The 26,844-nt window shown below is 66.8% G+C and carries 27 protein-coding genes; 18 read left to right on the top strand and 9 right to left on the bottom strand.

Annotated elements, in window-relative coordinates:
- Positions 1–154: 154 nt before the first annotated feature.
- The 3 genes from AC5P8Y_RS09695 to gspH are packed head-to-tail and all read right to left on the bottom strand — an operon-like array spanning position 155 to position 1,571.
- Positions 155–769 carry a prepilin-type N-terminal cleavage/methylation domain-containing protein gene (locus AC5P8Y_RS09695; protein WP_049403430.1) on the bottom strand — a complete coding sequence of 205 codons (615 nt, stop codon included), beginning with the start codon at positions 767–769 and terminating at the stop codon, positions 155–157.
- Complete coding sequence (gene gspI, locus AC5P8Y_RS09690; RefSeq protein ID WP_181453268.1) at positions 766–1,116, bottom strand: type II secretion system minor pseudopilin GspI; 351 nt, start codon at positions 1,114–1,116, stop codon at positions 766–768. Before gspI ends, AC5P8Y_RS09695 begins: the two co-directional genes overlap by 4 nt.
- Positions 1,117–1,124: 8 nt before the next feature.
- Positions 1,125–1,571, bottom strand: a complete 447-nt coding sequence (gene gspH / locus AC5P8Y_RS09685) for a type II secretion system minor pseudopilin GspH (protein WP_049403381.1) — start codon at positions 1,569–1,571, stop codon at positions 1,125–1,127.
- Positions 1,572–1,674: 103 nt separating this feature from the next.
- Between gspH and AC5P8Y_RS09680 the strand changes: the two genes are divergently transcribed.
- The gene (locus tag AC5P8Y_RS09680; protein ID WP_181453269.1) at positions 1,675–2,136 is read left to right on the top strand and encodes a general secretion pathway protein; all 462 of its coding nucleotides are present in this window, start codon (positions 1,675–1,677) and stop codon (positions 2,134–2,136) included.
- A gap of 130 nt (positions 2,137–2,266) precedes the next feature.
- On the opposite strand, the gene AC5P8Y_RS09675 is transcribed toward AC5P8Y_RS09680, so the two are convergent.
- Positions 2,267–2,602, bottom strand: coding sequence for a hypothetical protein (locus AC5P8Y_RS09675; RefSeq protein WP_111108877.1), 336 nt, complete (start codon positions 2,600–2,602; stop codon positions 2,267–2,269).
- Between the two features lie 201 nt (positions 2,603–2,803).
- On the opposite strand from AC5P8Y_RS09675, the gene AC5P8Y_RS09670 reads away from it, so the two are divergent.
- The 6 genes from AC5P8Y_RS09670 to AC5P8Y_RS09645 all read left to right on the top strand — a co-directional run bounded on the left by AC5P8Y_RS09670 (position 2,804) and on the right by AC5P8Y_RS09645 (position 9,587).
- A complete protein-coding gene (locus tag AC5P8Y_RS09670; protein WP_111187945.1) occupies positions 2,804–4,420 on the top strand; it encodes a ShlB/FhaC/HecB family hemolysin secretion/activation protein in 1,617 nt (538 codons plus the stop codon).
- A 38-nt stretch (positions 4,421–4,458) separates the two neighbouring features.
- The gene (locus AC5P8Y_RS09665) at positions 4,459–6,243 is read left to right on the top strand and encodes a DUF2341 domain-containing protein (RefSeq protein ID WP_049432875.1); all 1,785 of its coding nucleotides are present in this window, start codon (positions 4,459–4,461) and stop codon (positions 6,241–6,243) included.
- Between the two features lie 10 nt (positions 6,244–6,253).
- A complete protein-coding gene (locus AC5P8Y_RS09660; RefSeq protein WP_005409874.1) occupies positions 6,254–6,667 on the top strand; it encodes an ExbD/TolR family protein in 414 nt (137 codons plus the stop codon).
- A gap of 39 nt (positions 6,668–6,706) precedes the next feature.
- Entirely contained in the window at positions 6,707–7,372 is a 666-nt protein-coding gene (gene tolA, locus AC5P8Y_RS09655) for a cell envelope integrity protein TolA (protein WP_005409873.1), read from the top strand.
- Positions 7,373–7,414: 42 nt separating this feature from the next.
- Positions 7,415–9,160 (top strand): putative porin, encoded by a 1,746-nt coding sequence (locus tag AC5P8Y_RS09650; RefSeq protein ID WP_111187946.1) that lies wholly within the window; start codon positions 7,415–7,417, stop codon positions 9,158–9,160.
- A gap of 97 nt (positions 9,161–9,257) precedes the next feature.
- Positions 9,258–9,587, top strand: a complete 330-nt coding sequence (locus AC5P8Y_RS09645; RefSeq protein WP_033835057.1) for a hypothetical protein — start codon at positions 9,258–9,260, stop codon at positions 9,585–9,587.
- 42 nt (positions 9,588–9,629) lie between these two features.
- Here the strand turns inward: AC5P8Y_RS09645 and AC5P8Y_RS09640 are convergent, their stop codons facing one another.
- The 4 genes from AC5P8Y_RS09640 to AC5P8Y_RS09625 all read right to left on the bottom strand — a co-directional run bounded on the left by AC5P8Y_RS09640 (position 9,630) and on the right by AC5P8Y_RS09625 (position 12,426).
- A complete protein-coding gene (locus tag AC5P8Y_RS09640) occupies positions 9,630–10,028 on the bottom strand; it encodes an OsmC family protein (RefSeq protein ID WP_111108881.1) in 399 nt (132 codons plus the stop codon).
- Positions 10,029–10,112: 84 nt separating this feature from the next.
- The gene (locus tag AC5P8Y_RS09635; RefSeq protein WP_239502923.1) at positions 10,113–10,661 is read right to left on the bottom strand and encodes a hydrolase; all 549 of its coding nucleotides are present in this window, start codon (positions 10,659–10,661) and stop codon (positions 10,113–10,115) included.
- A gap of 144 nt (positions 10,662–10,805) precedes the next feature.
- The gene (locus tag AC5P8Y_RS09630) at positions 10,806–11,426 is read right to left on the bottom strand and encodes a hydrolase (RefSeq protein ID WP_111188002.1); all 621 of its coding nucleotides are present in this window, start codon (positions 11,424–11,426) and stop codon (positions 10,806–10,808) included.
- A 133-nt stretch (positions 11,427–11,559) separates the two neighbouring features.
- Positions 11,560–12,426, bottom strand: coding sequence for a pirin family protein (locus tag AC5P8Y_RS09625; protein WP_111187947.1), 867 nt, complete (start codon positions 12,424–12,426; stop codon positions 11,560–11,562).
- Between the two features lie 151 nt (positions 12,427–12,577).
- On the opposite strand from AC5P8Y_RS09625, the gene AC5P8Y_RS09620 reads away from it, so the two are divergent.
- The 11 genes from AC5P8Y_RS09620 to AC5P8Y_RS09570 all read left to right on the top strand — a co-directional run bounded on the left by AC5P8Y_RS09620 (position 12,578) and on the right by AC5P8Y_RS09570 (position 24,797).
- Positions 12,578–13,504 carry a LysR family transcriptional regulator gene (locus AC5P8Y_RS09620; RefSeq protein ID WP_111187948.1) on the top strand — a complete coding sequence of 309 codons (927 nt, stop codon included), beginning with the start codon at positions 12,578–12,580 and terminating at the stop codon, positions 13,502–13,504.
- A 171-nt stretch (positions 13,505–13,675) separates the two neighbouring features.
- Positions 13,676–14,179 carry an RNA polymerase sigma factor gene (locus AC5P8Y_RS09615; RefSeq protein ID WP_005409865.1) on the top strand — a complete coding sequence of 168 codons (504 nt, stop codon included), beginning with the start codon at positions 13,676–13,678 and terminating at the stop codon, positions 14,177–14,179.
- Between the two features lie 82 nt (positions 14,180–14,261).
- Positions 14,262–15,218 carry a FecR family protein gene (locus AC5P8Y_RS09610; RefSeq protein WP_111187949.1) on the top strand — a complete coding sequence of 319 codons (957 nt, stop codon included), beginning with the start codon at positions 14,262–14,264 and terminating at the stop codon, positions 15,216–15,218.
- A 182-nt stretch (positions 15,219–15,400) separates the two neighbouring features.
- Positions 15,401–18,523: a TonB-dependent receptor gene (locus AC5P8Y_RS09605; protein ID WP_495201942.1), complete on the top strand. Its 3,123-nt coding sequence runs from the start codon at positions 15,401–15,403 to the stop codon at positions 18,521–18,523.
- Positions 18,524–18,576: 53 nt separating this feature from the next.
- Positions 18,577–19,341, top strand: a complete 765-nt coding sequence (locus AC5P8Y_RS09600; RefSeq protein WP_495201941.1) for a Slam-dependent surface lipoprotein — start codon at positions 18,577–18,579, stop codon at positions 19,339–19,341.
- A 90-nt stretch (positions 19,342–19,431) separates the two neighbouring features.
- Positions 19,432–20,886, top strand: a complete 1,455-nt coding sequence (locus tag AC5P8Y_RS09595; RefSeq protein ID WP_111172355.1) for a surface lipoprotein assembly modifier — start codon at positions 19,432–19,434, stop codon at positions 20,884–20,886.
- 135 nt (positions 20,887–21,021) lie between these two features.
- Positions 21,022–21,426, top strand: coding sequence for a response regulator (locus AC5P8Y_RS09590; protein WP_024956513.1), 405 nt, complete (start codon positions 21,022–21,024; stop codon positions 21,424–21,426).
- A gap of 9 nt (positions 21,427–21,435) precedes the next feature.
- Positions 21,436–23,031: a sensor histidine kinase gene (locus AC5P8Y_RS09585; protein ID WP_049432894.1), complete on the top strand. Its 1,596-nt coding sequence runs from the start codon at positions 21,436–21,438 to the stop codon at positions 23,029–23,031.
- 70 nt (positions 23,032–23,101) lie between these two features.
- On the top strand, positions 23,102–23,443 hold the full coding sequence (locus tag AC5P8Y_RS09580) for a type II toxin-antitoxin system prevent-host-death family antitoxin (RefSeq protein WP_049432896.1): 342 nt from the start codon (positions 23,102–23,104) through the stop codon (positions 23,441–23,443).
- Between the two features lie 3 nt (positions 23,444–23,446).
- On the top strand, positions 23,447–24,073 hold the full coding sequence (locus tag AC5P8Y_RS09575; RefSeq protein WP_049432900.1) for an ATPase: 627 nt from the start codon (positions 23,447–23,449) through the stop codon (positions 24,071–24,073).
- 109 nt (positions 24,074–24,182) lie between these two features.
- Entirely contained in the window at positions 24,183–24,797 is a 615-nt protein-coding gene (locus AC5P8Y_RS09570) for a hypothetical protein (protein WP_049432902.1), read from the top strand.
- Positions 24,798–24,881: 84 nt separating this feature from the next.
- On the opposite strand, the gene proP is transcribed toward AC5P8Y_RS09570, so the two are convergent.
- Entirely contained in the window at positions 24,882–26,369 is a 1,488-nt protein-coding gene (gene proP, locus AC5P8Y_RS09565) for a glycine betaine/L-proline transporter ProP (RefSeq protein WP_049403365.1), read from the bottom strand.
- Positions 26,370–26,844 lie beyond the last annotated feature (475 nt).

The raw sequence follows: 26,844 nt of genomic DNA, 5'->3' as shown, positions 1-26,844 counted from the left end.
CAGAGAAGGCGTGGCAGCAGGCGCCGCTCGGCAGTAGATCCACGCCATGCGTGGATGGCTGGGCCAGCTTCAGTGCCGACCAAGGTCGGGACCCACCAGAGCGGGCTTGGCAGTAGATCCACGCCATGCGTGGATGCTTTGCCTGGGAGCAATCCTAAAGCTCCAGCACCCGCCGGTAACTCAATGGCCCACGCCCATCGCGCAGGCCCAACCGCAGTTCCAGCCCGGTGGCTGGCAGCACCTCGCCTTCGCTCGGCAGCATTGCCCACCCAGCGCCTGGTTGCCACGCGCGTACCTCGAATCGCTGCACATCCTGCGCCACCGCGATTCCCTTTGACGGATCCGGTGCGGGCAAGGGGTAGCGATCCGTAGCCGCACCACTGGCCCGCCAAAGCGTACTTCCCTGCCGCCACCAGCGCACCCGCTGCCAGCGCAGCCCATCGCTGCCCACGCTGCGGGTGATCTCCAGCGCGAAGCTGCCATCCGGGTGCCGTTCGCTCACCAGCGACGGCGGCAGCAATCGCTGCGGACGGTCCGCCGGGCGCACCGCGCCATTCATCAGCGCATCGTCTGCGCGCATTTCGATATCACGCTGGAACTGCTGCAGCACGCGCAGCGCTGTCGTGGTCTCGGCATCGGCCTGGCGCAGACGCTGGTCGCTGCTGGCCACGCTGTCGAGCGTCCGCCAGCAGATCAGCGCCAGTACGCCCATGATGGTGATCGCAATCATCACCTCGATGAGAGTGAAACCGCGTACTGCGCGCTTCATTGCGCCGCCGTCCACGGCAACTGCATTCGCGCCAGCGACTGCCGGGGTGCATCTTCGGCAACCACGCTGAGTTCCAGCTGTGGCTGTCCGTCACTCCCGGTGCCGACATGCTGCAGCACCAGGAAACTGCTGCGCCCCTGCACGCAGCGCTGCCGTGCATCCTGCGGAGGCTGCCCGGCCAGGCGCAGCTCCTGCCAGCGGTCCTGCGCACACATCAGTGCCAGCCGGCGGTCGCGCAGGCGCGACTGATCATCGGTCGCCACCGCCACTGAACGCATCACCGCCGCCAACGCAATCGAAACGATCGCCAGTGCAATCAGTACCTCGACCAGGGTGAACCCGCGCATGTTCTGCTTCACTGCACGACCTGCAACTGTCCGCTGCCATCATCGCGAAGACGCAGTTTGCGGCCATCCAACGACAGTCCAAGCTCCCAGGCGATACCGATCCACTCCGGGCTCAGCTCAATGGGGTTGGCGGGCTGCACCGCGATGCCCGTCGCCTGCCACCTCTGCGGGCGCAGCAGATCATCGCGTTCAACGGTCACCCAGCGGCTGCCTTCGCGGCGGCTGAAACGATAGCCGTTGGCGTCGGCCTGCCAGCGCAGGGGGCGGCCATCGATGCGCGCCTCGTCGCGCGCCACCTGCAGGCGCTGCGCCAGCCGTTCAGCTTCCTGTCGCAGCTGCCGGCCCGGGTCGAGCAAGCTGCCCAGGCCCAGGCCGATGCCCGCCGTGCAGATGCCGATGATCACCAGCACCACCATCAGTTCCAGCAGGGTGAAACCACGCGGCACGTGCTGCATCGACGTTGCCTCCTGTCCGGGTCGATACCCGCCAGCGTAGGCCGGCATGATGAAACAAAAGCGTCAGCCGCAGCTGCTAGCGTGGGCGGACACGAACGTGGCGATGGTGCGGAACATGGATGGCAGGCGCTGGGATCGCAATCGCATGTTGACCCTGCTGGCGGCGACCCTGCTGCTGGCGGTGGTGGCCTATTGGGGCGTGACCCTGTCTGCGGTGGCGCCGACGGCGGCGGCCAGCGAAACGCACGCAAAGGCCCCTGCACGCCCCCTGTTCGATGCAGTGGCCAGCCTGCCGCTGGTGCGGTTGCTGTCCCCCGGTGCGGTGCAGACCGAGGTGGTCGTGCTGGGCGTGATGGCCGGCGACCACGCGCCGCTGGCGCTGCTTTCGGTGGATGGACGCCCGGCGGAAGCGTATGCGCCCGGCCAACGACTCGGACCCTGCACGGTGCTGGCCAGCATCAGTGCCAGCGCGGTCGAATTGAACCAGGCCGGGCAATCGCGCAGCCTGCCGGTGCCTGAGCTGCCGCCGGTGCCGAGCGATGGCTTCGTGCCCGCGGCACCGTAGTGCCGAGCCTACGCTCGGCTGCGTCTGGAAGAACAGTCGAGCCTGGCTCGACTCTACAGAATCCTGCCGAGCGATAGCTGGACCCTTCAAATCCTGCCAGGCGTGGGCTCGGCCCTACGGCCGCGCAGGCTCATCGCGCCGGACGCTGCGGTACCACCGAACGACCAAAGGCATCGCCCATGCGCTGTCGCGTGCCTTCGAGGTTGTACTGCATCAGCTGGTTGCCCGGCTGCCGCATCAGCCGTTCGGCCTCGGGCAATGCCGGTGACTTCGCCGCTTTCGATGCCGGCGCCAACTTGCGCTGCAGGCAGTCCCAGGCCGGAATGCGCTCGCCATTGACCTGTACTTCGATGCAGGGCGCGGGGTCTTCCTGCATCTTCGCCTCGTCGGCGCGCACTGGGGCCAACACCAGCAGCAACGCAAGGGTGAGGGCAGCGCCCAGCTCCACCATCAGTGATTCACGCATCTCGAATCTTCCGCAGCAATCGACGTTCTGCAATGAAGACGTGTGGCGAAGGCAGGGTCCGCCTGCGTGCATTGCGGTGCCGTCAAAAGATGACAGTGCTGTCACAAAACTGTTGGCGGTTTTGACGCGACGTACACGTCCTGTTGGTAGACCCACGCGCCGCTCCCTGGCCACTCCCTTCGATACGACGCGATGCCTTCGATGACTCCTGTTCCGTGCCGAGCCGTCCACCTTCCCTTGCGCCTGCATCCGCTGGTGCTGGCTCTGGCCGCGATGCCGCTGCCGTTGTTCGCGCAGGAGGCAGCGCCAGCGCCCAGCGTGAACATCAATGAATACATCGTGCGCGGCAATACCGTGCTCGATCCGCGCCAGATCGAACGTGCGGTGGAGCCGTTCCTCGGCCCGGGCAAGACCCTGGCTGATGTCGAGAAGGCGCGCGATGCCGTCAATGCGCTGTACCAACAGGCAGGCTACCAGTCAGTCTACGTCGAGCTGCCCGAGCAGCAGGTCAGTGGCGGCGTGGTGCTGCTGAAGGTGCAGCAGACGCCGATTGGGCAGCTGCGGGTCGTGGGAACGAAGCACGAATCGCCCGAGCGCATCCGCGAACGCGTGCCGGCGCTCGCCGAGGGCAAGGTGCCTGATTTCGATCAGGCGCAGAAGGAGCTGACCGTGCTCAATGAAGGCGGACGTCGCCAGGTGATGCCGCTGGTGCGCGAGGGCCAGGTGCCGGGCACGATGGATGTGGACCTGCAGGTCGAAGAGAAGTCGCCGTGGCGTGCCAGCGCGTCACTCAACAACGACCACAGCGCCGACACCGAGAAGCTGCGCCTGAGTGCGTCGCTGGCCTACGACAACCTGTGGAAGCGGGGGCACAGCGCCAACATCGGCGTGTACCTGGCGCCGGAAGATACAAAGCAGGCCAAGGTGTTCTCGGCCTCGTACACGATGCCGTTCGAAGGCACGCCGTGGAGCCTGGAAGGTTCCGGCTACAAGTCCGACAGCCGCGTGCTGAACGCGGGCGGACAGGTCGGTACCGGCACCGGAACCAATGTGATCGGCAACGGCCATTCGATCGGTCTCAAACTCAACTATCGACTGGCCGGCAGCAGCCAGTGGTGGCGCCAGCTCAGCCTCGGCGTGGACTTCAAGGACACCGAGGAAGACACGCAGATGGGCAAGGAGAGCCTGAAGACGCCGCTGAAGTACGCGCCGATCACCCTGGGGTTTGTCGGTGTGCGCCAGGGCGAGCAGGATCAGTTGAGTATCAATACGCAGCTGGTGGCCGGTACCCGTCGGCTGTTCGGCTATGGCAGTGATGCCATCGGGTTCGGGCAGAAGCGCTACTGGGCAGACCCCAGTTTTGTCGCGTTCAAGGCGGAAGTCGCCAACACCCACACGTTCAGCAGCGACTGGCAGTGGTATGCACGCGGCTCGTTGCAGGTGACCGATGCGCCGCTGGTGTCGGCCGAGCAGTTCGCCGCTGGTGGCATGTACACCGTGCGCGGCTATCTGTCGGCCGAGGCGATCGGCGATTACGGCGGCCTGGCCAGCCTGGAATGGCGCACGCCTGCGTGGTCGCTGTGGAGCGGCACCGACCTGCGTGTCTACAGCTTTGCCGACGCGGCCTACCTGCGCCTGCGCCAGCCGCTGCCCGAACAGCGCGACAAGTACAACCTGGCCTCGGTCGGTCTGGGCGCGCAGCTGCGCCTGGGTGAACACCTGCAACTGCGCCTGGACTACGCCTGGCCGTATGCCGATGGCCCGGTCACGCGCAAGGACGACCCACGCCTGCATTTCAACATCAGCACCAGTTACTGACCCTTCCCTTGAACATGCGTTCTCCGGAGACCCTTCGCATGGACCGTTTGCTTTCCCGAGTGTTGTTGCTGCTGGCCGCGCTGGTTGCGCTGCCGGTCGCTGCGGCCGATGCCAATTGGTGGCAGGCCGAATGGAAGTACCGCAAGCCGATCACTGTCGACGCCGGCCCGCAGGGCGCGGGCCTGGCCGGTGATCCGGGTCGCACGCCGCTGCTGCTGCGCCTGCACACCGGCAACTTCGGCTTCGACGGCACCCAGGATGCGGGCAACGACCTGCGCTTTGTCTCGGGTGATGGCCGCACCGTGCTGGCCCACCAGATCGAACAGTTCGATCCCAAGCTGGGCCTGGCCCTGGTCTGGGTGGACGTGCCGGCGGTCAGCGCTGCGGCACCGCAGACGATCTGGATGTACTACGGCAATGAAAAGGCCCCCGCCAGCGGCAACGGCCAGCAGGTGTTCGATCCGGACTATACGCTGGTCTACCACTTCGCCGAGGCCAATGCGCCGGCACGCGACACCACCGCTTATGGCAACAATGCCGGTGCCGTGGTGCCGCCATCGGAAGGCTCGGTGATCGGCCGCGGCGTTCAGTTGGGTGCAGCCCCGCTGCCGCTGCCGGCCAGCGCATCGCTTGCGCAGGAGGCGGGCGCGCCGCTCACTGTTTCGGCCTGGATCAAGCCAGGCAGCAACAACGCTGCACAGGCGATCTACGCGCGTCGCGACGGTGCGTCCGAACTGGTGCTGGGTATCGAAAACCGGGTGCCGTTCGTGCAGCTCAATGGCCAGCGCAGCACGCTGGCGCAGCCGATTCCGGAAGGGCAGTGGGCGCATGTGGCGCTGACTGCGGAGAAGGGCGCTCTGCAGTTGTACCTCAATGGCCGCGTGGTCGCCCAGCTGAGCGGCGAGCTGCCGGCGCTGACCACCGCGCCGGTGGTGGGCGCCGATGCGCCGGGCGCGGTGCAGCCGCTGGCCAGCTTCGAAGGCGCGCTGGATGAGCTGCGTATCTCGCGCGTGGCACGTCCGGCCGCGCTGCTGCTGGCCGATGCCACCGCGCAGGGCGCCGACTCGCGCCTGATCAGCTACGGCGCCGACGAGCAGTCCGCCGGGCAGAGCCACTTCGCCTTCATTCTCAAGGCGATGCCGTTCGACGCCTGGGTTGTGGTCGCCATCCTGGGCCTGATGATGCTGCTGTCGTGGGCGATCATGATCGCCAAGGGGCGGCACTTCGGCCGTACCAGCAAGGCCAATGCAGTGTTCACCGAGAGCTTCGGCAAGCTGTCCGGTGTGCCGCTGCGCACCCTGTCCGACATGGACCGCCAGGGCAAGGCCCCTACCGCGATGCACGACGGTTCGCTGTGGCGCATCTACCAGGTGGCCATCGATGAAATGCAGCAGCGTCACCAGCGCGACGGCAATGGTGGCTATCTCAGTGGTGCCACCATTGCGGCGATCCGCGCCTCGATGGATGCGGTGATGGTGCGCGAGCAGGAAGCGATGGCGCGGCGCATGAACTGGCTGTCGACCACCATCGAAGGCGCGCCGTACGTGGGCCTGTTCGGTACCGTGATCGGCATCATGCTGGTGTTCGTGGTGGCGGCAATGGCTGGCGCGGTGGACATCAATTCGGTGGCGCCCGGCATGGCGGCGGCGCTGCTGTGTACCGCTGCCGGCCTCGGCGTCGCGATCCCGGCGCTGTTCGGCTACAACTACCTGGGCGCGCGTGCCGAAGCGATCGGCGCGGACATGGCGGTGTTCATCGACGAGTTCGCCGCGCGCCTGGCCGAAGAGCAGGACGGGCGCGGCCCGGCCGCGGTCCAGGGCTGAGGGGCGCGCCATGGGCCAGAAGGCGAAGTTCGGCATCAAGAAGCGCGAGAAGGGCATCAACGTGACGCCCTTCGTCGATGTGCTGCTGGTGGTGCTGGTGATCTTCATCCTGACCAGCAACGCCTCCATCCCCGGCATCGAGGTCAACCTGCCGAAGGCCAGCAACAGCGTCGCGCTGGAGAAGCCGAAGACCAAGGCGATCACCATCGACCCCAGTGGACAGGTGTTCCTGGATGCCTACCCGGTGACGATGGCCGAACTGGAAGACCGGCTGCGCACCGAGCGCGCGACCACGCCGGATTTCCCGGTGATCGTGCGCGGTGATGCGCAGGTGCAGTACGCCCGCGTGGTCGAGGTGCTGGACCTGCTGCGGCGGCTGGAGCTGGCCCAGGTCGGCCTGGTCACCGGCAAGGCGCAGGGCTGAGGCATGACGGCCCATCAACCCCCTCGGCCGGAGCCCGGCATGCGCGGCCGCCAGTTGCTGGTGACCGTCGCGCTGGTGCTGGCCGCGTTGCTGGTGCTCGGCATCGCCGTGTGGTGGATGCTGTTCAGGGACACTGCCAGTACCCGTCGGCCGGTGGTGCAGCCGCCGATGCTGGCGCTGCCGCCGCCCCCTCCGCCGCCGCCGCCACCACCGGAAAAGCCGCCGGAACCCGAAACGCCGCCGGAAGAGACCATTCCCGAGCCGGAGCCGCTGGATCAGCCGACGCCGGCCGAAGAACCGACCCCGACCCCGGACAATGCCGACCCGGTAACGATGAATGCCGATGCGCAGGCCGGCGGTGACAACTTCGGTATCCAGTCCGGCAGCGGTGGCGGTTCGTCCGGCGTTGGCCGTGGTGGCGCCGGCAACGCTACCTACGGCCGCTACCTGGGCTACCTGATGCAGCAGGCGATCTCGCGCGATGACAAGGTCAAGCGCCTGGCGTTCCAGCTGCAGGTGAATGTGTGGCTGGCCAACGATGGCCGCCTGGAAAAGGTCGAGCTGGTGCGCGGCAGTGGCAACGAGGAGGCCGACGCGGCCGTGCTCGATGCGCTGCGACGCATCGGCAAGGTCGACCAGGCACCGCCGCCGTCGCTCGATTTCCCCGCCCGCGTGCTGATCCAGGGCCGCCGGCCCGGGGCCTGATTCCCGACCTCCGTGATTTCCCTTCTTTCGATGAGAACCGTGATGAACGACCACGACCGCGCACGAACCGACTCCCGCCGCCCGCGGCCGGCCCGACGGGCGCTGCTGTGCTGCGCCGTGCTGCTCAGCCTGGCCGCCCCGGCCGGTGCGATGGCCGCCGAAACCACCATGGTCAAGCTGATCAAGGGCCTGATCGCCAGCGGTGCGCTGAAGCCCGAAGACGGCCAGGCATTGCTGGTGCAGGCCGAGGCCGAAGCAGCGGCCGCCCAGCGCGGTACAGTCGCCGCGCCCTCGGCCGCCAGTGGTGGCGTGGCCCTGGAGGCCGGTGACGTGCGCGTGCCCTACGTGCCGCAGAGCGTGCGCGACGGCATCCGTGATGAGGTGCGCCAGGACGTGATGGCGCAGGCGAAATCGGAAGGCTGGGCGGCACCCAACGAAGTGGCCGAGTGGACCAAGCGCATCAAGGTCACCGGTGACATGCGTGTGCGCAGCGAGTCGCGCTTCTACTCCGAGCGCAACAGCGACATCGTGAGCAACTGGTCGTCGATCAATTCCGGCAACGGCTTCGACACCAACACCAACACCAACCTGCAGCTGCCGCCGCTGCTGAACACCCGCCAGGACCGCCGTAACCTGTGGCGCATCCGTGCCCGCCTGGGCATCGAGGCAACCATTGGCCAGCACACCACGGCCGGCGTGCGCCTGGCCAGCGGCAGCAGCAATGGCCCGGTGTCGACTACCGAGCAGCTGGGTGGCGGCCTGAGCAAGAAGGACGTGTGGCTGGACCAGGCCTGGCTGGCCTACAGCCCGGCGGATTGGGTGACGGTGCGCGGTGGCCGCTTCGGCAATCCGTTCTGGACCAGCGACACGCTGTTCTCCAACGACCTCAACTTCGATGGCCTGGCCGCGAACCTGAAGTACGGCTTCGCCGGCGGTGACCTCGGCCTGTTCGCCAACCTCGCGGTGGTACCCCTGGAGTACACCTCCGACAGCTCGCCGAGCCAGAGCAAGGTCAAGACTCCGAACGAGAACAAGTGGCTGTCCGGTGCGCAGGTTGGCGTGAACTGGCGTTTCAACGATGACAATGCGCTGCGCGCCGCGCTGGGTTACTACGACTTCAAGAACGTCAGCGGACGCCTGTCCTCGCCGTGCGCGCTGTATGCGGGCGCGGTGGGCTGTGACACCGACTGGTCGCGCCCGGCATTCATGCAGAAGGGCAACACCCTGATGCTGATCCGCGACATCGCGCGCAATCCGCTGGATCCGGCCGGTACGCCGACCCCGCAGTATGTCGGCCTGGCCTCGGCCTTCCGCCTGGCTACCTTGAAACTGGGTTGGGACACGCAACTGGCACAGGGCGTCGGTCTGCGCCTGGACGGCGATTACATCCGCAACCTGGCCTACGACAAGCAGGCCATGTTCAGCCGCGCCCAGAACGGCATCGTCAACAACTACGGCGCCGGCGGTACCGCCAGCATCGACACCTTCCGCAGCGGCGACACCGCCTGGATGGTGCAGGCCACCTTCGGAGCCACCGAGCTGAAGGAGAAGGGCCAGTGGCAGGCGCTGCTGGGCTACAAGCACATCGAGGCCGATGCGCTGCCCGACGCCTACAACGATCCGAACTTCCACCTGGGCGGTACCAACGCCCGCGGCTACTACGTGGGCGGTGCCTACGCGCTGGACGCGCGCAGCTGGATCAGCGGCAAGTGGATGGCGGCCAAGGAAGTGTCCGGTGCGCCGCTGTCGATCGACGTATTCCAGCTGGAGTTCAACACCGGCTTCTGAGTGGCGGCGTGATGCGGATCACGTAGTGCGTGGCGGGGGCGCAGCGATGCGCCCGTCTAAGGAAAGGAGACCACGCGTTGTTCAAAAGGAGGAGTGGATGAGCCGTCGCAAGCTGTTCGAGAGTCCCGAACCGACCAGCCAGATGCTGGGTGTTGGGCCGGCCTATGTTTCCGTCGAGGGCCTGCGCCAGCACCTGGCCGAGTTCCTGCTGTATGCAGGCCGGCCGGTGGTGATCATGCGCGGGCGCAGCGAGGTGGGCTATTTCCTGCCGGCGCGCTGCTGGCGCCAGCGTGACGATGATCCGCTGGCCGCCGCCGCCGCCGACCAGCTGCTGGATGCGGCCGGTTTCCAGGCCGAAGACATCCAGCAGGTGGAGCAGGAATTCAACGCCATGCGCCAGCGCACCGTGCTGCATTCACGGCGCTGAGCTTTCGCCTCTACAGTAGATCCACGCCATGCGTGGATGGGGTCACGCTGCAGCCCCACGCTCACTGGTGATGCGCGCACCCTCGCGCATCACCAGGGTCACCGGGGTCTTTTCCACCACCTCCAGCAATCGCTGCCACTGCGCATCGCTCAGCTCGGCGCTGGCATGCAGCACGCGGTGCACATGGAAGCGACCATCCGCGTCACGTTCCGAGCGCAGCTCGGCATGGAACTCGCCCAGTTCCCAGCCCTTGCGCTGCGCGTACATGCGCAGGGTGATGGCGGTGCACGCCGCCAGCGAGGCCAGGTACAGGTCGAACGGTGCGAAGCCCTTGCCCTGGCCGCCCAACGAGGCGGGCTCGTCCGCATCCACGGCGAATGTGCCATTGCTGATGTGGTGCAGGTAGTTGTCGGCGGTTGAAAAAATGCGTGCGTAGGCCATCACGTTCTCCATCTGTCTGTGGCGTCGAGCCATGCTCGACTGCTCCAAAAGGCGGCGCCAGCCAGGACCGGCGCCGCCACCCAATCACCTGGTACGATCGTACGAGAACTGGATGCCTGCCGTACCACCGGTTTCAATGAAGAGGTTCATGAAGGCCGGCACCGTTTCCGAGCGGGCCCAGTCGCGCTGCAGCTCGCAGAACAGCTGCGGCACGCTGATCAGCTGGCCACCGGCCTGTTCGATGCGGCGCAGCGCCGCATCGTGCGCGGCCAGCGAGGTGCCGCCGACGGCGTCGACCACCACATACACCTCATAGCCTTCCTTCAACGCATCCAGGGCTGGGAAAGTCAGGCACGCCTCGGTCCACAGTGCGGTCATGATCAGCTTGCGGCGGCCGGTGGTTTCCACCGCCTTGCGGAACTCGACGTCCTCCCAGGAGTTGATGGTGGTGCGGTCGTAGGTGGGGTAGTCACCCAGTACCTTGCGCAGCTGCGGAATCGGCGGCTTGTTCAGGCCGGTCTTGACGTTCACCGTCGAATGCACGATCGGCAAACCATAGGCGACGGCGGCTTTGGCGGTGCCGACGATGTTGTTGACCAGCAACTGGCGGTCCATCGAGGCGATGGAGTTCACCTGCACCGGCTGGTAGTCGATGATTGAAGGCGGAATTCTGCGGGGTCAGCAGATGATCGCTGACCGGGTCGCGGATCGGTTCACTGGACATGGTGGGTCTCCTGGTTCGGGGAAGTGCCGGCGGTCGGCCGGCACCGGGACAGCTCAGCTGCGCTGAGAATCCAACGGTTCGTGGCTCTTCTGCACCTCCTGCGCCTTCAGGTAGCTTTCGATCAGCAACTGGTAGTTCGGGAAGATCTTCGTGTAGACCTCGGCCCATTGCTGTGCATCGTCGCGGTTCCAGGTGCGCTGGATCTCCGAGGCCACCGCGGCGGTGTCCATCGGTACCACGCCGGCCTGCACCACGCGGGCCAGGGTGATCTCCTCGGCCATCTTCGAATAGGTGCCGGACGCGTCGATGACTGCGAACACCTGGTAGCCATCGGCAACGGCGGCGATTGACGGGAAGGCCATGCACACGCTGGTGATGGTGCCGGCAATGATCAGCTGCTTGCGGCCGGTGGCCTTCACTGCGGCAACGAATTCCGGGTTGTCCCAGGCGTTGATCTCACCCTTGCGTGCCACGTACTGGGCATGCGGGGCGGCGTCGTGGATCTCCGGGATCAGCGGGCCGTTCGGGCCCTGCGGAACAGAGGCGGTGGTGATCACCGGCATCTTTGCCAGCGTGGCCATCCTGGCCAGTGCGGTGGCGTGGGCGCGCACGCTGGTGAATGGCATGTCACCGATGGTCTGGAACAGGCCGCTCTGATGGTCGATCAGCAGCATCGCGGCGTTGTCCGGATCGATCACCGGGCGGGCACCGTTGAAGTTGGTGGGGGGTACTCATGGTCAGTCTCCTGGAGAAGGTCGGCGATGGCCCGGAAGGTGCGGCGGGCCAATACCCGCCGCATTGAAACGATCAGTGCGCGATCTGGCCGAAGCGGCCGCTGTTGAAGTCGTTGACCGCCTGCGCGATCTCGGCCTGGCTGTTCATCACGAACGGGCCATAGCCCACAACCGGCTCGTCGATCGGTTCACCGCTGAGCAGCAGCACGGTGGCGTCGCTGTCGGCGTCGACGAACACGTCCTCGCCGCCGCGGTCGAAGGTGACCAGCTGTGCCTCGCCGACCGGCTGGCCGCCGTTGATCCGCACCGTGCCCTTCAGCACCACCAGCGCCAGCGTGCGGCCATCGGCCACCGGCAGTTCGGCGTGGTGGCCCTGCCGCAGGCGGATGTCCCAGACATCCATCGGCGTGTGGGTACGCGCCGGGCCGGCATGACCATCGAAGCGGCCGGCGATGACACGCACGCGGCCGGCGCCTTCAGGCAGTTCAACCGAGGGGATCTGCGCGTCGAGCAGGGTCTGGTAGCCCGGTGCACCCATCTTGTCCTGCGCCGGCAGGTTCACCCACAGCTGCACCATGTCCAGTGTGCCGCCCCGCTTGCTGAACTCCGGTGTGTGGAACTCCTCGTGGAGGATGCCGGAGGCTGCGGTCATCCACTGCACGTCACCCGGGCCGATGGTGCCGCCGGCGCCGGTTGAATCGCGGTGGGCGACCTCGCCCTCATAGACGATGGTGACGGTCTCGAAACCGCGATGCGGATGCTGGCCGACCCCGCGCGGGGTATCGCTGGGGGCGAAGGTATAAGGGCCGGCGTAGTCCAGCAGCAGGAACGGGCTCAGGTGCTGGCCGTGGGTGTTGTAGGAAAACATCGAGCGGGCGGGGAATCCGTCGCCCACCCAGTGCGGGCGCGGGGCGCTGTAGGTACCGGTGACACGCTTCATGGCGATCTCCTGGCCGGGGCTGCCGGCCGCTGTTCTTCGTTGCAGGAGACAATATCGCCGCGACAATTGGGCCGGTAGAGGCCAATATTTGCCGTCATAGTCCTATCTGGTGAACAATGGGTGCGCGCCTTGCGCCACAGGAGATCGCCCCGTGTTCATCGCTGATATCCGCCGTTGCGACCTCAACGACCTGTTCTACTTCGCCATGGTGGTCGAGCACGGCGGCTTCTCGCAGGCCGGCCGGGCGCTGGCCATGCCGAAGTCGAAACTGAGCCGGCGCATCGCGCTGCTGGAGGAACGGTTGGGCGTGCGCCTGATCCAGCGCTCGACCCGGCGTTTCTCGGTCAGCGAGGTCGGCCAGGACTACTACCGCCACTGCAAGGCGATGCTGGTCGAAGCCGAAGCGGCCGAAGAAGCGATTGCGATGTCGCGCGCCGAGCCGCGCGGCACGATCCGCCTGGCGTGCCCGATCGCGATCCTGCATGCGCGCATCGGCCCGATGCTGGCCGACTTCCTGGCCCAGCACCCGCAGGTGACGGTGCAGCTGGACGCCACCAACCGGCGCGTCGACGTGGTGGGCGAGGGTGTGGACGTGGCGATCCGCGTGCGGCCGCCGCCACTGGAGGACAGCGACCTGGTGGTACGCGTGCTGGCGCGTCGGGTCTGGTGTACCAGTGCCAGTCCGGCGCTGCTGCAGCGGCTGGGCACGCCGCAGGTGCCGGCCGACCTGGCGATGATGCCGACCGTCGATCTGGCATCGCCCAGCCAGCAGCATGTATGGGAATACACCGGGCCGGGCGACGTGCTGGCCAGCGTGCATCATCGCCCGCGGCTGGTCAGCGATGACATGATCGCGTTGCGCACCGCTGCGGTGGCCGGGGTGGGGTTGCTGATGCTGCCGCGGATGATGATCAGTGACGAACTGGCCAGTGGCGCGCTGGTGCCGGTGCTGCCGGAGTGGGTGCCCAAGCACGGCATCGTGCACGCGGTGTTCCCGTCGCGACGCGGCCTGTTGCCGGCGGTGCGTGCACTGATCGATTACCTCGCCGAACGCTTCGAGGCGCTGGAGGAACCCTAGCTCTTCCATCCACGCATGGCGTGGATCTACTGGACCTGCGCCTTGGTAGATCCACGCCATGCGTGGATGAAGCTCTCGGCCGCGGCTTGCCGCCTGCGACCGCGCAGCCCACAATCCACGTCCGGACCGTCGCCATCACGCCCATCATTCCCCGGTCCGGCCTTGGCACCTATGTCTCCCAATGCCCTGGCGCTGGTCGAGCTGCTGATCCGCGAGCGCCGTGCGTTGTCTCGCTTCATCGCGCGCTATCTCGACCCGGCCAGTACCGAGGACACCCTGCAGAACCTGTACCTGAAGGCCAGCAGCGTGCCCGGCGATCCGCCCATCCTGGAGCCGCGTGGCTATCTGTACCGGATGGCCTACCACCACGCGCTCAACCGCAGCCAGTCCGACGCCCGCGAGCGGCATGCGATGGCCGAGTACGCCCTCGACATGGCCGAGGCCAGCCGCGATGGCGAGGCGCAGGCGCTGGACCAGGCGCAGCTGCGCGAGATCACCCAGACCATCCTCGCGCTGCCAGCCCAGGTGCGCGAGTGCTTCGTGCTCAACCGCTACCTGGGCCTGAGTGAGCGCGAAATCGCCGCCCGGCTGGGTATTTCCAAGAGCCTGGTGGGCAAGCATGTGCTGCGCGCGGCGCTGTTGATCCAGCAGCACCAGCAGGGAATGCATCGATGAGCGGCGATTGCCGTGGGCAGATCGCGCCCGCCGTTGTCACAACAGGAAGGCGCACCCGTTCGTGGTGCGGCAGGCCACAACCATGACCACGTCCGAACCCTCGCCGCGTCAGGCCAGGCAGGCGTTGCGCTGGGTGATCCAGTGCAGTGCAGGCCCGCTGCCGGAACGCCAGCAACGAACCCTGCAGCGCTGGCTGCAGGCTGATCCGCGCCATGCGCTGGCCTGGCGACAGCAGCAGGCCTTCTGGCAAGGGTTGGATGCCGCCGGGCCCGACGTGCTGGCCGCGCTGCCCGGGTTGACGGCTGATCGCCAAGGGTTGCGCCCGATCGCGCCTCAGCGCCGCCTGCCGTGGCTGCTGGCCAGTGCCGCGGGGGTGGTGCTGATGGTTGCCGCTGCGCCACACGCGCTGCTGCTGGCACGCAGTGACCTGCGCAGCAGCGATGCACCGCGCGTGGTGCAGCTGGAGGACGGCAGCACCGCCGTACTCGATGCGGGCACCGCACTGGCGGTTGCGTTCGATGGCCAGCAGCGGCACCTGCGCCTGCTGCGCGGCCAGGCCTGGTTCCAGGTGGCCCATGAGGCGCGACCGTTCCAGGTCGAGGCGGCCGGCGGCCTGGTCCGTGACATCGGTACCGCCTTCAGTGTGTCGATGCTGGATACCACGGTCACCACCCAGGTCAGCGAGGGTGTGGTCGACGTGCGTCCGGGCGATGGCAGCGTACAGCGCCTGCATGCGGGGCAGTCACGCGTGTTCCGTGACGGTCGCTGGCTGCAGCCGCTGCGGCAGGCCGATCCGGATGCCATGGCGCCGTGGCGGCGTGGCGAGGTAGTGATCGACGATCAGCCCGCCGCGCAGGCCATCGCCGATCTGGCGCGCTACCGGCGTGCTCCGGTCTGGGTACTGGGCGGGCAGGGCGCAAGCGTACGGGTCAGTGGCCTGTTCCACCTGCAGCAACCAGAGACGGCCATCGATGCGGTGGCCGCGCAGGCAGGACTGCGCGTGCAGCGCTTGCCCGGCGGCGCGCTGGTGCTGTGGTGAGGCCCGCCCAGCACCTGGATGAACGGGTCGCATGAAAAAAACATGAAAGAACCGTGGGCAACTGCAGCGCCCCGCTGTCTATAGAGGTATAGCCAGAGCGAAACACCGTTTCTCCTCAAGCCAGACATGCCACCGGCACCGGATGTGCCCGTGGTTCCGCCACGCTTGAGGAGTTCCCGTCCATGCCGTCCACGGCATCCGCCTGTCATCGTCGCACCACCGCTCTGGCCCTGGCTGTTTCCACCGCATTGCTGCCGCTGGCCTGGGTGCCGGCCGTGCAGGCGCAGCCGGCGATCGTCGCGCCGCTGCGCCAGTACACCATTCCGGAGCAGCCACTGGCTGATGCCGTACGCGCCTTTGGCCGCGAGGCCGATGTGCAGGTGGTGTTCCGCAGCGACCTGGTGGACGGCCGCCGCTCCAGCGCAGTGAAGGGTGAGTACAGCCAGATGCAGGCGCTGCAGCAGCTGTTGCGCGGCAGCGGCGTGCGTGCACAGCGCGGCATGGACGGTACCTGGAGCCTGCGGGCCGCAGCGGAGGCGGGTGAAGGGGAAGGGGTGCGGGTGACCGAAACACTGGACGTGGCCGGTCGCCTTCAGTCGGAAGGGGGTGAGGCCCGCGATCGGCGTGGCTACGACGATGTGTTCGCGCTGGACATGACCACGGCGTATTCGGGGCGCGACCGGGTGGAGCGTTACCGTGGCTCCAATCCGGCCGACGTGGTCAAGGATCTGGTCGGTGTGTTCAGTGGCGATGCGCGCAACAGCGGCGCGCTGGACGTCAACATCCGTGGCATCCAGGGGCCCGGGCGGGTGCCGGTCAGCATCGACGGCGGCGAACAGGCGCTCACGGTATGGCGTGGCTACAACGGCGTCAGCAACCGCAACTACATCGATCCCAACCTGATTGGTGGCATCCAGGTCATCAAGGGGCCAGGGCTGGTGCGCGATGTGCACAGCGGGATCGGTGGCGCGCTGGTGATCAAGACCATCGACGTCGATGACGTCGTCGCTGCCGGCGAGCGCTTCGGCGGGGAGCTGAAGATCGAAGGCAGCAGCAATGCGGTGGCACCGCGCCTGCCGCGGCTGCACACCGGCGAGGACTACCGCACCGTGCCGGGTTTCCCGCAGGGCTCGCCGAACTCACCCTACGACGACCGCACCCTGGTGGTGCCGGTGAAGTCGCGCAGTGGCAACAACCCCTTCGATGGCGAGGACCAGGCCTGGCGCCTGGCGCTGGGCGTGCGTGGCGACAACGTCGACCTGATGGCCGCCTACGCCTGGCGCAAGCGCGGCAACTACTTCTCCGGGACCCAGGGCAGCGCCTATTACGAACAGGACCGGCGCGAGCAGTTCGAGTACCAGGGCATCGACTACATCACCACGCTGGCGCGCTACTTCAAGCCCGGCGATGAAGTGCCCAATACCTCCAGCGAACAGGAGTCCTGGCTGGTCAAGGGCAGCTGGCAGATCAACGATGACCAGCAGTTGAAGGCGACCTGGCGGCGCACGCTGTCGCACTACGGCGAGATCATGCCGTCGCGCATCCTGTCGGCCCCGGACTACGGCCGCATCCAGTGGCCGCTCAGCCGGGTCGATTCGGATGCGTGGAACCTGGAGTACCGTTTCCAGCCCGCCGGAAGTCGTTGGCTGGACCTGTACGCCAACCTGTGGCGCACGGAGACGGACAGCGATACCTACAGCGCTGGCGGCTTCCCGAACTTCGCAGTGGGTAATCCGGCATGGAATCCGGACGCCAGCCCGATCCTGCGCAACACCGCGCTGGCCAACGCGCGCAATGACCGCACCGGCCTGATCCTGAGCAACCGCTTCGCGCTGCATTCGACCCTGGACCTGACCGTGGGCGGCAACTGGCAGTACGAGAAGCTGGGGTCCCGCGATCCGTACTTCGGCACCACCGATGGCTGGCGCATGTTCCCGCGTGCCGGGCGCCGCCAGGAGGGTGAAGGCTACCTGATCCTGGAGTGGCGGCCGGTCGACTTCCTCACCCTCAATGCAGGCGTGCGCTACGGCCGCTACTGGGCCTTCGACGATTTCCTCGAGGCGCACCCCGAGCTGCTGAACAAGGGCGTAGGTGGCAAGGAAGCGCAGTACACCGTGAACGAACTGCCGCCTCGTCCCGCCAATCTGCAGGCCCGCATCGACGCATTGGAAGCACGCCGCGCCGTATGGGAAAAGCGCGGCATGGGCTGGTTCATCGATGACAGCATCCGTGTGTTGCTGGCACCGTACGAAACGCCGCGTCCGGTCAGGTACACACGGCCCTGGCTGCCCGATGCCGATGGCAACTACACCCGCGCCGGCAATCCCTGCCTCAATGGCGAAGTGGCGGCCATTCCCGGCGTGCAGCCGGTGTTCGCCGGCAGCGACCAGGTCTGCAACATCGGCAACAGCGTACAGTCGCAGCCGGTCGATGGACGCAACGGCCGCCGCCGCGACCATGCCTGGCTGCCGACCTTCTCGGCCACTGCACACCTGTCCCCGGCCGCCCGTGCCTACGTGCGTTACAGCGAAGCGGTGCGCTTCCCGAGCATGTTCGAAAGCACCATCGCCTTCTCCGGCAGCCTCAATCCGCTGCATGCGCTCAAGCCCGAGCACGCCTACAACTACGAAGTGGGCTACGTGCACAACCTGTCGGCCCTGTTCGGCAACACCGCCGATGCCGACGTCAAGCTGGCGTACTACGTGCACAAGACCCGTGACGTGATCGAACGCGATGGCAACTTCCTGTTCGACAACATCGACAAGCAGACCATCCGTGGTATCGAACTGCAGGCCCGCTTCGACAACCGGCGCTTCTTCACCGATCTGGGCATCACCCGCACGCTGGAAAACGAGGTGTGTGACGAGAGCACGGCGGTGCTCCTGGACGCGAACCGCGGCCTGGTTCCGAACTGCGTGCAGGATGGTTTCGTCGGTGGCTACCTGCTGACCCAGGCCATTCCAAAGCTGTCGATCAACTGGTCGCTGGGCACGCGCCTGTTCGATGGGCGCCTGGAACTGGGCAGCCGCATCGTGCACTACCAGCGGCACGAGAACCCTGACCTGCAGGCCTACCGTGAGCGCCTGTTGAGCGGTGGCAGCGGCCTGCTCTGGCAGAACGTGCCGTTCACCTGGGGAAACATCACCACCGTCGATGCCTATGCGCGCTGGCGCTTCAACGAGCATGCCAGCGTCGAGCTGGTCGGCAGCAACCTCGGCAACCGCTACTACGTCGATCCAGCCACGCGCTCCACGCTGCCGGCCCCGGGTCGCACCCTGAAGCTCGGCGTCACCGCGCGCTTCTGATCTCCCACCTTCAAGCGTTGTACCCGTAGTTCCCTCAACCAAGGAGCAATACCATGAAAATGATCTCCCGTTCGGTGCTCGCCGTTGCCGCCTCGCTGGCTCTGGTCGGTGCCGCGCATGCTGCCGACATCGTCGGTGCCGCCAGTGCCAGGACCGATGCCGAGCTGTACGTGGCGGTTGGCGAATCGCAGGTCAATGGCGGCCCGCACCGCGCTGGCAAGGCCGGCATCGGTGTCGGTACCGTGTCCCAGGCCAAGCCGGTGGACGTCCAGGGCCTGAGCGCCTACTCGGCACCCACCACCGTCAATGGCGTGACGGTACGTACCCTGGCCATGCCGATCACCGGCGCACCGGGAAGCCACGCCGGCATGGGCCACTTCAACTTCGTCAAGGTCGGCAGTGGCGATGTCTGGTTCGGCGAATGGTCCAAGGATGGCGCTGCCGGTGGCTTCAACAACCGCCAGGTCTACTTCGTTGGCGACCGCGCCGGCACCACGCTGCCCGCCGGCGTGGCGTCCTACACCGTGGCCGGCCTGAACAAGTTCAACGGCAGCAACCTGCTAAGCGGCACCTTCGACGCCGACTTCGGCGCCGGCACCCTGGATGGTGCGCTGTCCGGCAATGGCCTGACCCTGGCCATCGTTGCCAACATCAACAGTGCCGATGCATCGTTCGCCGGTTCGGCCAACGTCAATGGCAGCGTCAACGGCACCACCCAGGGCCAGTTCTTCGGCGCCAACGCGGCCACCCTGGCCGGCATCGCCACCTTCGCCGGCAACAGCCAGTACGACACCGCCTTCGGCGGCAGCAAGAACTGATTGCCACGCCCCTGACGGGGCAGGGCAGGGACAAGCCGCGATCCGCCAGTCCCTGCTTCGGCCCGCTGCATGCACCGCCACGGATCGACCATGCGCCATCCCATCTTCCTTGTGATCCTGTTGCTGGCGGCTGCCGATGTGCGCGCCCAGCAGGATGATCTTCGTCGTGTGCTGGAGCAGGGCAGCGAGCTGCGCCACCAGCAGCAGGACCAGCAGCGCCTGCAGCAGGCCGAGTCGGCGCGACCGACCATCACCATCGACGGCCAGACCCTGCGCGTGGAGCGCACGGTCGACGATCTGGGCCAGGCGCTGTACCTGTCGCTGCAGCATCAGCAATGGGGCGCAGCGCAGCGCTTCCTGGACGAATACATCGAACTGCCCGGCCACGACCCGTTGCTGCGCCACTACGCGCAGGGCGGCCTGGCGCGGGTGGCCGGCAATCACCACCGCGCGGCCAACGAGTACGAAGCACTGCTGGCGGCGCAGCCGGATTTCCTGCCGGCCCGCCTTGAGCTTGCACGTGTCCATGCCGAGGACCAGCGCGACCGCGATGCGGAGGCGTTGTTCACGGCCATCGCCGGTGGCATCAATGCCGACGACCCCACTACCGCGGGTGTACGCGGACGGGTGGACGCCTACCTGGCCGCACTGCAGGCGCGCAGGCGTTGGAAAGGAGCGCTGGCAGCCGGCCCGGCATGGAGCGACAACATCAACCGCAGCTCGGCCAGCCGCACCTGCCTGTTCGGAGTGGGCGACACCTGCATCATCCAGCGCAATCTTCCCGATGCCCAGCGCGCCATCGGCCTGGACTACGACGGCAACCTGGAGCGTCGCTGGGCACTGGCCGGTCATCACGGCGTCTATGTGCGCGCGCTTGCGTTCGGCCAGGCATGGCGCGGGCACAGCGCCTACAACGAGCTCAATGCGAGCGTGCAGGCGGGCTATAGCTGGCGCAGCGCTCGGCATACCCTGCAGATCGCGCCGAGCTATGACTACCAGGGCCTGGGCAACCGGGCCCTGCAGGGCGGCAGCGGGCTGCATGGCGAATGGCAATATGCATTGGACGGGCGCAGCCTGCTCAGGCTGGAGGCCGACTGGAAGCGCCAGCGCTATCGCCAGCGCGGCCTGGCCAGCAATTACGACGGTGAGCTGGCCGCGGTGTACGCCACCTGGTTCCGTGCGCTCAACCCGCGCTGGACCCTCTTTGCCGGGCTGGACCTGAGTGACAGCCGCGCCGCCAATCCGGCCAACGGCTACCGCCAGCGTGGACTGCGCCTGGGGGCGGCGCGCCAGTGGACGGGCACCACCGCCACCGTGTTCGTGTCGTTGCGCGAGCGCGACTACGAGGCGTGGAGCCCGCTGCTGGAGGCGCGGCGTGAGGACAGCGAACAGAACCTGATTGCTGTCGTGCGCAGCGAGCGCCTGGCGGTGGCCGGGCTGGTGCCCAGCCTGAGCCTGCGCTACGCGCGCATCGACAGCAACGTCGGCTGGCTGTACAGCCACGACCGCAGCCTGCTCAGCCTGAAATGGGAACGGGCCTTCTGAACGCGCCGCTGCGCTGCACGGTGAACGCGCCGTCGCCGCGATCTTCATTCATCATCACGCGCTCTTGTAGCCCGTTTCGCGCATCCTTCGGGTGTTGCGGCAGAGCTGGGCCGCGTGTATCGAGGAGCGCCGGTCGTGCTGGAAGCGGGCAACAAACCAGAGGGCCTGAAAGGGCTGCGTGTACTGGTGGCGGAGGATGAATTCGCCATCGCGATGTTTCTGGTCGACTATCTGGAGCTGAAAGGCGCACAGGTGGTGGGGCCTGCCGGTGACCTGCAGGCGCTGGGGCGGCTGGTCGATACCCATCCCATCGATGTGGCATTGCTGGACATCAACCTGGGCGGTGAGCAGGTCTATCCGCTGGCCGATCGGCTGGCCGAGACGGGTATCCCCTTCCTGCTGACCTCCGGTTACGACGACAACCTGCCCAGCCGCTTTGCCAGCGCGCCGCGCTGTACCAAGCCTTATCACATCGAAGCGCTGGTGCAGCAGCTGGCCGCGCTGGTGGCGGCGCCGCAGGTCTCTGCGGGCATTGCCTGATTGCGCGGCATGTCGCGCCGTCCTGAAGACATCCACGCCGCCAGGCTGCGTGGCCAGATGCCACCTGCACCGCAGCTGCATGTGCGCCACGATGGCATGGCCGCGCGCATCGCCCGCCACGACTGGTCATCCACGCCGTTGGGTGCCTGCGAGCAGTGGCCGCCCCACCTGCGCGCCACCGTCGACCTGATGCTGGCCCATGGTTTCCCGATGATCGTGCTGTGGGGTGAGCAGCTGGTGCAGCTCTACAACGATGGCTATGCCGAGATTCTGGCCGACAAGCATCCCGGAGGGCTCGGCCAGCCGACCCGCGAGTGCTGGCCCGAGGTCTGGCATATCAATGGACCGATCTACCAGCGCGTCTGGCAGGGCGAAACCATCACCTACGAGGACAAACTCTATCCCCTGGCGCGTCGCGGGCGGTTGGAGGATGTCTGGTTCACCATCACCTACAGCCCGATCCGTGGCGAGGAAGGGCGCATCAACGGCGTGCTCGTGACCATGTTCGAGACCACAGCGGCGCATGTGGCCCAATCGGCACGCGAGCGCGAAGAGCAGAAGCGGCGGGAGGCGGACCGGCGCCTGGCATTGGCCTTCAAGGTGCTGCCGGTGGGCGTCTGCATTGTCGACACCGAAGGGCGCCTGCAGCTGTCCAACGACCAGATGCGTGCCTACCTGCCCAGCGGCAAGGTGCCCTCCACGGATGAGGTGAACCTGCATCGCTGGCGTGGCTGGCATGCGGACGGCAGCGCCATCGGGCCGGAGGATTTCGCCATCGCCCGTGCGATGCGCGGCGAGACCGTGGTGCCGGGGCTGGAGTTCCAGTATCTGCATGACGATGGGCGCGCGCGCTGGACCCGGGTCGCGGCCGCGCCCCTGCGCGATGGCGACGGTGAGGTCAGCGGCGTATTTGCCATCGCCGTGGACATCGACGATCTCAAGCGTGCCACCGAGCGCCAGTCTGTATTGCTGGCCGAACTGCAGCACAGGGTGCGCAACATCATGTCGACCATCCATGCCATTGCCTGGCGGACCCGCGAGTCGGTCAGCAGCGTGGATGAATACGCTGAACGGTTGTGCGGGCGACTGATGTCGCTGGCGCGCACGCAGAGCCTGCTGACCCGCGGCGCCAATGCCGGGGTCTGCCTGCGTGGCATGCTCCATGAGGAGATCGCGGCGCAGACGCCGGCAGCGGCGGCCTACCGCCTGCAGGGCGAGGATGTGCTGCTGCCGCCGAAGGCGGCCGAAGTACTGTCCCTGGCGATCCACGAGTTGGCGAACAATGCCCTGCGGCATGGCGCACTGACCCATGAGGATGGCCGGATCGAGGTGACCTGGGATCTGCAGGTTCAGGCCGGCCAGCCATGGCTGGGCCTGCACTGGTGCGAGCGCCATGCCGAAGTGGAGGACTGGGAGCAGCCCCGGCAGCGTGGCCTTGGCCGGGCGCTGATCGAGCAGCGCGTGCCCTACGAACTCGCCGGCAGCGGCGAGCTGCGCTTTGGCCCGCAGGGCCTGGATGCCTGGATCCGCTTTCCGCTGCGCGAGCGAGACAGCCTGCTGCAGACCGATGCTCCCGGCGCGGCCGCGGGCGGTTCCGGCAGGTAGAGGTCCATTTATCCCCAATTGGGCCAAATTGGGCATAATGGCCTCAACTGTCCCCGTCTGGAGCCGTGCCATGACCCTGCCGCTGGATCTGCCTGGCCTCGAAAAGGCTCCCGCGTCGTCGGTGAAGACCCGTGGCTGGCCGAGCCTGATGCGCACCGTGCGCGAGAAGCAGGCGCTGGTCATCACCAACCACAACCACCCCGAAGCGGTGATCGTGGACATCCGCACCTACCAGGAACTGCTGGCCAAGGCCGCTGGCGGCGATGCCGGTGAGCGCAGCGAAGAACTGCTGCGCCTGCGCGGTGAGTTTGACCAGACCCTGGCCAGCCTGCAGCGCGGGGAGGGGCTGGGCAAGGTGCTGGGCCAGCCGATCCGCCGCGGTCGCAAGGTCATCCTCGGCCGTCCGCTCTGACCGATGGGGCGGATTCTGGTGCTTGCCGGCGTCAATGGCGCCGGCAAGAGTTCGCTGCTGGGTACCTGGCTGGAAGCCGAAGGGCTGGGCTGGTTCAACCCCGATTCGTTCACCCGGCGCCTGGTGGAGGCCGGCTGGCCGCTGCCCGATGCCAATGCGGAGGCCTGGCAGGAAGGCACCCGCCGCCTGCGCCAGGCCATGGCTGATGGCACGGAATTCGCCTTCGAGACCACGCTGGGCGGCAACACCATTCCAGGCCTGCTGCGCGAGGCCTGTGAGCAGCATCATGTGGCGGTATGGTTCTGCGGCCTGTCCAGCGTCGAGCTGCACATCGCCCGCGTCGCTGCGCGGGTAGCGGCCGGTGGCCACGATATTCCGGTGGAGAAGATCCACGCCCGCTTCGATTCGGCGCGCGAGAACCTGCTGGACCTGCTGCCACACCTGGCCGAGCTGCATGTCTACGACAACAGCGCTCCCGCCGACGCCGACGGCTGCGTCGAGCCGCTGCCGGTGCTGGCGATGGCGCATGGCCAACTGCAGTACCCGGTCTCGGTGGCCGAGCTGCTGCATACGCCGGATTGGGCCAAGCCCATCGTGATGCGTGCGATGGAATTGAACACCTCGGATTAGATCCACGCCATACGTGGATACCTTTCACACATCGCGCGAGACCGCGCCGTGTCCGACTGGGCGCCACCGGAGCTGCGGTTAGACTGACCGCACACTCAAGGAGGATGACATGCACGGACCTGCGACATTCCGCTCCAGTTCTATCTGCCTGGTGCTTGCCGCGCTGGCGCTGTCCTGCATGCCGACGATGGCAGCGTCGCCTGCCGCCAAGCGACCATCGCCGCCCAGCCTGGTGCAGGCCTTCCACGCCGCCGAAGCCAACCTGCGGCTGATTCCCGGCGGCGACATTGAATCCGGCTTCCGCCCGGTTTGGACCGCTGTTGCCGATCTCGATGGCGATGGCCGTGCCGAGGTCGTGTATTTCTACACGTCCGACTATTCCGGCGGCAGCTTCGCCCAAAGCAACGTCGTTGCGGTGATGACGGCGCTGACGGCAAACGATCCGCGCGGCCAGGAGAACCCGAACAGCCTGTCGCCGGTGGAAGCAGAGGACTATGCCGCCATCCGCAGGTATGGCTATGCTGACGACGCGGCTGAACAGATTCCAGGCACCATCCGTGCCATCCGCATCCAGGGTGATCGCATCGTTGTCGATTTCACCGTCAGTGCCGGGGCGACGGTCTGCGAATGGAAGAGCCCGAACCGCCACGTCTGTCCGCCGGACGGAAACTACACATGGACGCTGCGTTGGACGCCGGGGAAGCTGACTCACATCAAGAAGTAGCGCCAGGGAGCGCCGGGCGTATTGGCCCGGCGCCACTGGCCCCGTAGGTCCACGCCAAGCGGGGACCGCGTTCTGCGGCCAGCCTCAGGCCGGCTTCACCTGCTCAGGCTCCGCAGCCTCCGGCAGTGGTGGCAAGGTCGGGTCCACCGTTACCGGTACATCGCTCTTCAACAACGCAGCGGCCTCCTTGTCGCTGCCCACTGCCGGCGGTGAGCCACGCAGCGGCAGGCCGGCGGTCTCCTTCACGAACAGCATGGTCACCAGGCCGATCACCGCCGCGCCCATCAGGTAATAGGCCGGCACCAGCGGGTCGCCGGTACGCTCCACCAGCCACGCGGTCACCAGCGGCGTAGTGCCACCGAACAGCGACACCGACACGTTGAATGCGATCGACAGCGCGCTGTAGCGCACCGGCGTATAGAACAGCGCCGGCAGCGTGGACGGCATCGAACTGGTGAAGCACACCAGTGCCAGGCCCAGCAGCATCAGGCCAAGGAAGATCAGCCCGTCGTTGCCGCTGCCGACCAGCAGCAGGCACGGAATGGCCAGCACCAGCAGCGCGATGCAGGCACCAATGATCATCGGTCGGCGGCCCAGCCTGTCACTGAACAACCCGCCGACGATGTTCAACGGCATCATCACCAGCATCACGATGATGATCAGCAGCAGGCCCTTGCTCTCGGCATAGCCCATGGTGACGCTGAGGTAGCTGGGCATGTAGGTCAGCAGCATGTAGTCGGTGACGTTGAACACCAGCACCAGGCCCATGCACACCAGCAGTTGGCGACCATGCACCTGGAACAGTGCGCCCAGCCCCGGCCGGTCGTGCTCGCGCTTCTCGGCTTCTTCGGCGAACGCGCGGAACGCCGGGGTTTCCTCCAGCTTCATGCGCATGTACAGGCCGAGCAGGCCCAACGGGCCGGCCACCAGGAATGGAATGCGCCAGCCCCAGTCCAGCATCTGCTCGCTGCTCAGCAGCATGTGCAGCGCAGTGACGGTACCGGCGCCTGCGATGTAGCCGCCCAGCGTGCCGAACTCCAGCCAGCTGCCCATCAACCCACGGTTGCGGTCGGTGGAATACTCGGCGATGAACGTGGCCGCACCGCCGTACTCGCCACCGGTGGAGAATCCCTGCACCACGCGCGCCAGCAGCAACAGCACCGGCGCCCAGATGCCGATGCGCTCGTAGGACGGAATCAGGCCGATCGCAAACGTGCCCAGCGCCATCAGGATCATGGTGAACGCCAGCACTTTCTGGCGCCCATAACGGTCGCCGAGCGGGCCGAACACAAGGCCGCCGAGCGGACGCACCAGGAACGCCACGGTAAAGGTGGCGAAGGCGGCGATCACCTGTGCGGTGGGGTTGCTGGACGGGAAGAACACCTGGCCGATGGTGACGGCCAGATAGCCGTAGACACCGAAGTCGAACCACTCCATGGCATTGCCCAGTGCGGCGGCACCGACGGCGCGCTTGAGCATGGGCGTGTCGACGACGGTGATCTCATCGACCTTCAGGTGACGGCGGCGCTTGAACCAGCCGAAATGGGCATGTGCCTCGGGTGTGTCCTGCATGGGGGCTCCCTGGGAGGTTTGAAATGGAAAAAACGGCGGCATGCGTGGATGCACGCGCACGGCGTGGCACCGCCGTTTCGGCGGAAGCACGGCAACGGGATCACGACGGCCGCGCTGTCAGCGGCCGGGAATCACAGCGATGCGGGGGGGGGGATGCAGGCGAAGTGCCTGCGGGCGTCATCCGCCAGGATCCAGCGCGAGGCGATGGACGGGCGGAGCAGGAACATGCGTGGCAAGCGGAGCGCCGGTCGGCAGTGCTTTCCACGTAACAGGTGCGCCCGTCACGTAGTGGGTCGTGTCGATCATCCGTTCATCATAACGGCACGCGCGTGAGCGTGCAGCGAAGCGCAGTTGTCTGCACGCTGTGTTCCATCATGCCTGTTCATCTGCAAAGCAATGATGACGTGCGTTGAACGGAATCTGGTCGTGCTGCTCACATGCCGCCCTCTACGTTGTGGGCGAACGTAACAGAGAA

This window comes from Stenotrophomonas sp. YJH_SMC_12-1, from assembly GCF_059370935.1.
Note: the sequence above shows the minus strand (reverse complement) of the source record. Positions and strands in the feature narration are given on the sequence as shown.

What these genes read in the sequence shown, in the direction of transcription:
- AC5P8Y_RS09695 (WP_049403430.1), bottom strand. Translation starts at nt 769, where the DNA reads ATGAAGCGCGCAGTACGCGGTTTCACTCTCATCGAGGTGATGATTGCG.
- gspI (WP_181453268.1), bottom strand. Translation starts at nt 1,116, where the DNA reads ATGCGCGGGTTCACCCTGGTCGAGGTACTGATTGCACTGGCGATCGTT.
- gspH (WP_049403381.1), bottom strand. Translation starts at nt 1,571, where the DNA reads ATGCAGCACGTGCCGCGTGGTTTCACCCTGCTGGAACTGATGGTGGTG.
- AC5P8Y_RS09680 (WP_181453269.1), top strand. Translation starts at nt 1,675, where the DNA reads ATGGTGCGGAACATGGATGGCAGGCGCTGGGATCGCAATCGCATGTTG.
- AC5P8Y_RS09675 (WP_111108877.1), bottom strand. Translation starts at nt 2,602, where the DNA reads ATGCGTGAATCACTGATGGTGGAGCTGGGCGCTGCCCTCACCCTTGCG.
- AC5P8Y_RS09670 (WP_111187945.1), top strand. Translation starts at nt 2,804, where the DNA reads ATGACTCCTGTTCCGTGCCGAGCCGTCCACCTTCCCTTGCGCCTGCAT.
- AC5P8Y_RS09665 (WP_049432875.1), top strand. Translation starts at nt 4,459, where the DNA reads ATGGACCGTTTGCTTTCCCGAGTGTTGTTGCTGCTGGCCGCGCTGGTT.
- AC5P8Y_RS09660 (WP_005409874.1), top strand. Translation starts at nt 6,254, where the DNA reads ATGGGCCAGAAGGCGAAGTTCGGCATCAAGAAGCGCGAGAAGGGCATC.
- tolA (WP_005409873.1), top strand. Translation starts at nt 6,707, where the DNA reads ATGCGCGGCCGCCAGTTGCTGGTGACCGTCGCGCTGGTGCTGGCCGCG.
- AC5P8Y_RS09650 (WP_111187946.1), top strand. Translation starts at nt 7,415, where the DNA reads ATGAACGACCACGACCGCGCACGAACCGACTCCCGCCGCCCGCGGCCG.
- AC5P8Y_RS09645 (WP_033835057.1), top strand. Translation starts at nt 9,258, where the DNA reads ATGAGCCGTCGCAAGCTGTTCGAGAGTCCCGAACCGACCAGCCAGATG.
- AC5P8Y_RS09640 (WP_111108881.1), bottom strand. Translation starts at nt 10,028, where the DNA reads ATGGCCTACGCACGCATTTTTTCAACCGCCGACAACTACCTGCACCAC.
- AC5P8Y_RS09630 (WP_111188002.1), bottom strand. Translation starts at nt 11,426, where the DNA reads ATGCTGCTGATCGACCATCAGAGCGGCCTGTTCCAGACCATCGGTGAC.
- AC5P8Y_RS09625 (WP_111187947.1), bottom strand. Translation starts at nt 12,426, where the DNA reads ATGAAGCGTGTCACCGGTACCTACAGCGCCCCGCGCCCGCACTGGGTG.
- AC5P8Y_RS09615 (WP_005409865.1), top strand. Translation starts at nt 13,676, where the DNA reads ATGTCTCCCAATGCCCTGGCGCTGGTCGAGCTGCTGATCCGCGAGCGC.
- AC5P8Y_RS09610 (WP_111187949.1), top strand. Translation starts at nt 14,262, where the DNA reads ATGACCACGTCCGAACCCTCGCCGCGTCAGGCCAGGCAGGCGTTGCGC.
- AC5P8Y_RS09605 (WP_495201942.1), top strand. Translation starts at nt 15,401, where the DNA reads ATGCCGTCCACGGCATCCGCCTGTCATCGTCGCACCACCGCTCTGGCC.
- AC5P8Y_RS09600 (WP_495201941.1), top strand. Translation starts at nt 18,577, where the DNA reads ATGAAAATGATCTCCCGTTCGGTGCTCGCCGTTGCCGCCTCGCTGGCT.
- AC5P8Y_RS09595 (WP_111172355.1), top strand. Translation starts at nt 19,432, where the DNA reads ATGCGCCATCCCATCTTCCTTGTGATCCTGTTGCTGGCGGCTGCCGAT.
- AC5P8Y_RS09585 (WP_049432894.1), top strand. Translation starts at nt 21,436, where the DNA reads ATGTCGCGCCGTCCTGAAGACATCCACGCCGCCAGGCTGCGTGGCCAG.
- AC5P8Y_RS09580 (WP_049432896.1), top strand. Translation starts at nt 23,102, where the DNA reads ATGACCCTGCCGCTGGATCTGCCTGGCCTCGAAAAGGCTCCCGCGTCG.
- AC5P8Y_RS09575 (WP_049432900.1), top strand. Translation starts at nt 23,447, where the DNA reads ATGGGGCGGATTCTGGTGCTTGCCGGCGTCAATGGCGCCGGCAAGAGT.
- AC5P8Y_RS09570 (WP_049432902.1), top strand. Translation starts at nt 24,183, where the DNA reads ATGCACGGACCTGCGACATTCCGCTCCAGTTCTATCTGCCTGGTGCTT.
- proP (WP_049403365.1), bottom strand. Translation starts at nt 26,369, where the DNA reads ATGCAGGACACACCCGAGGCACATGCCCATTTCGGCTGGTTCAAGCGC.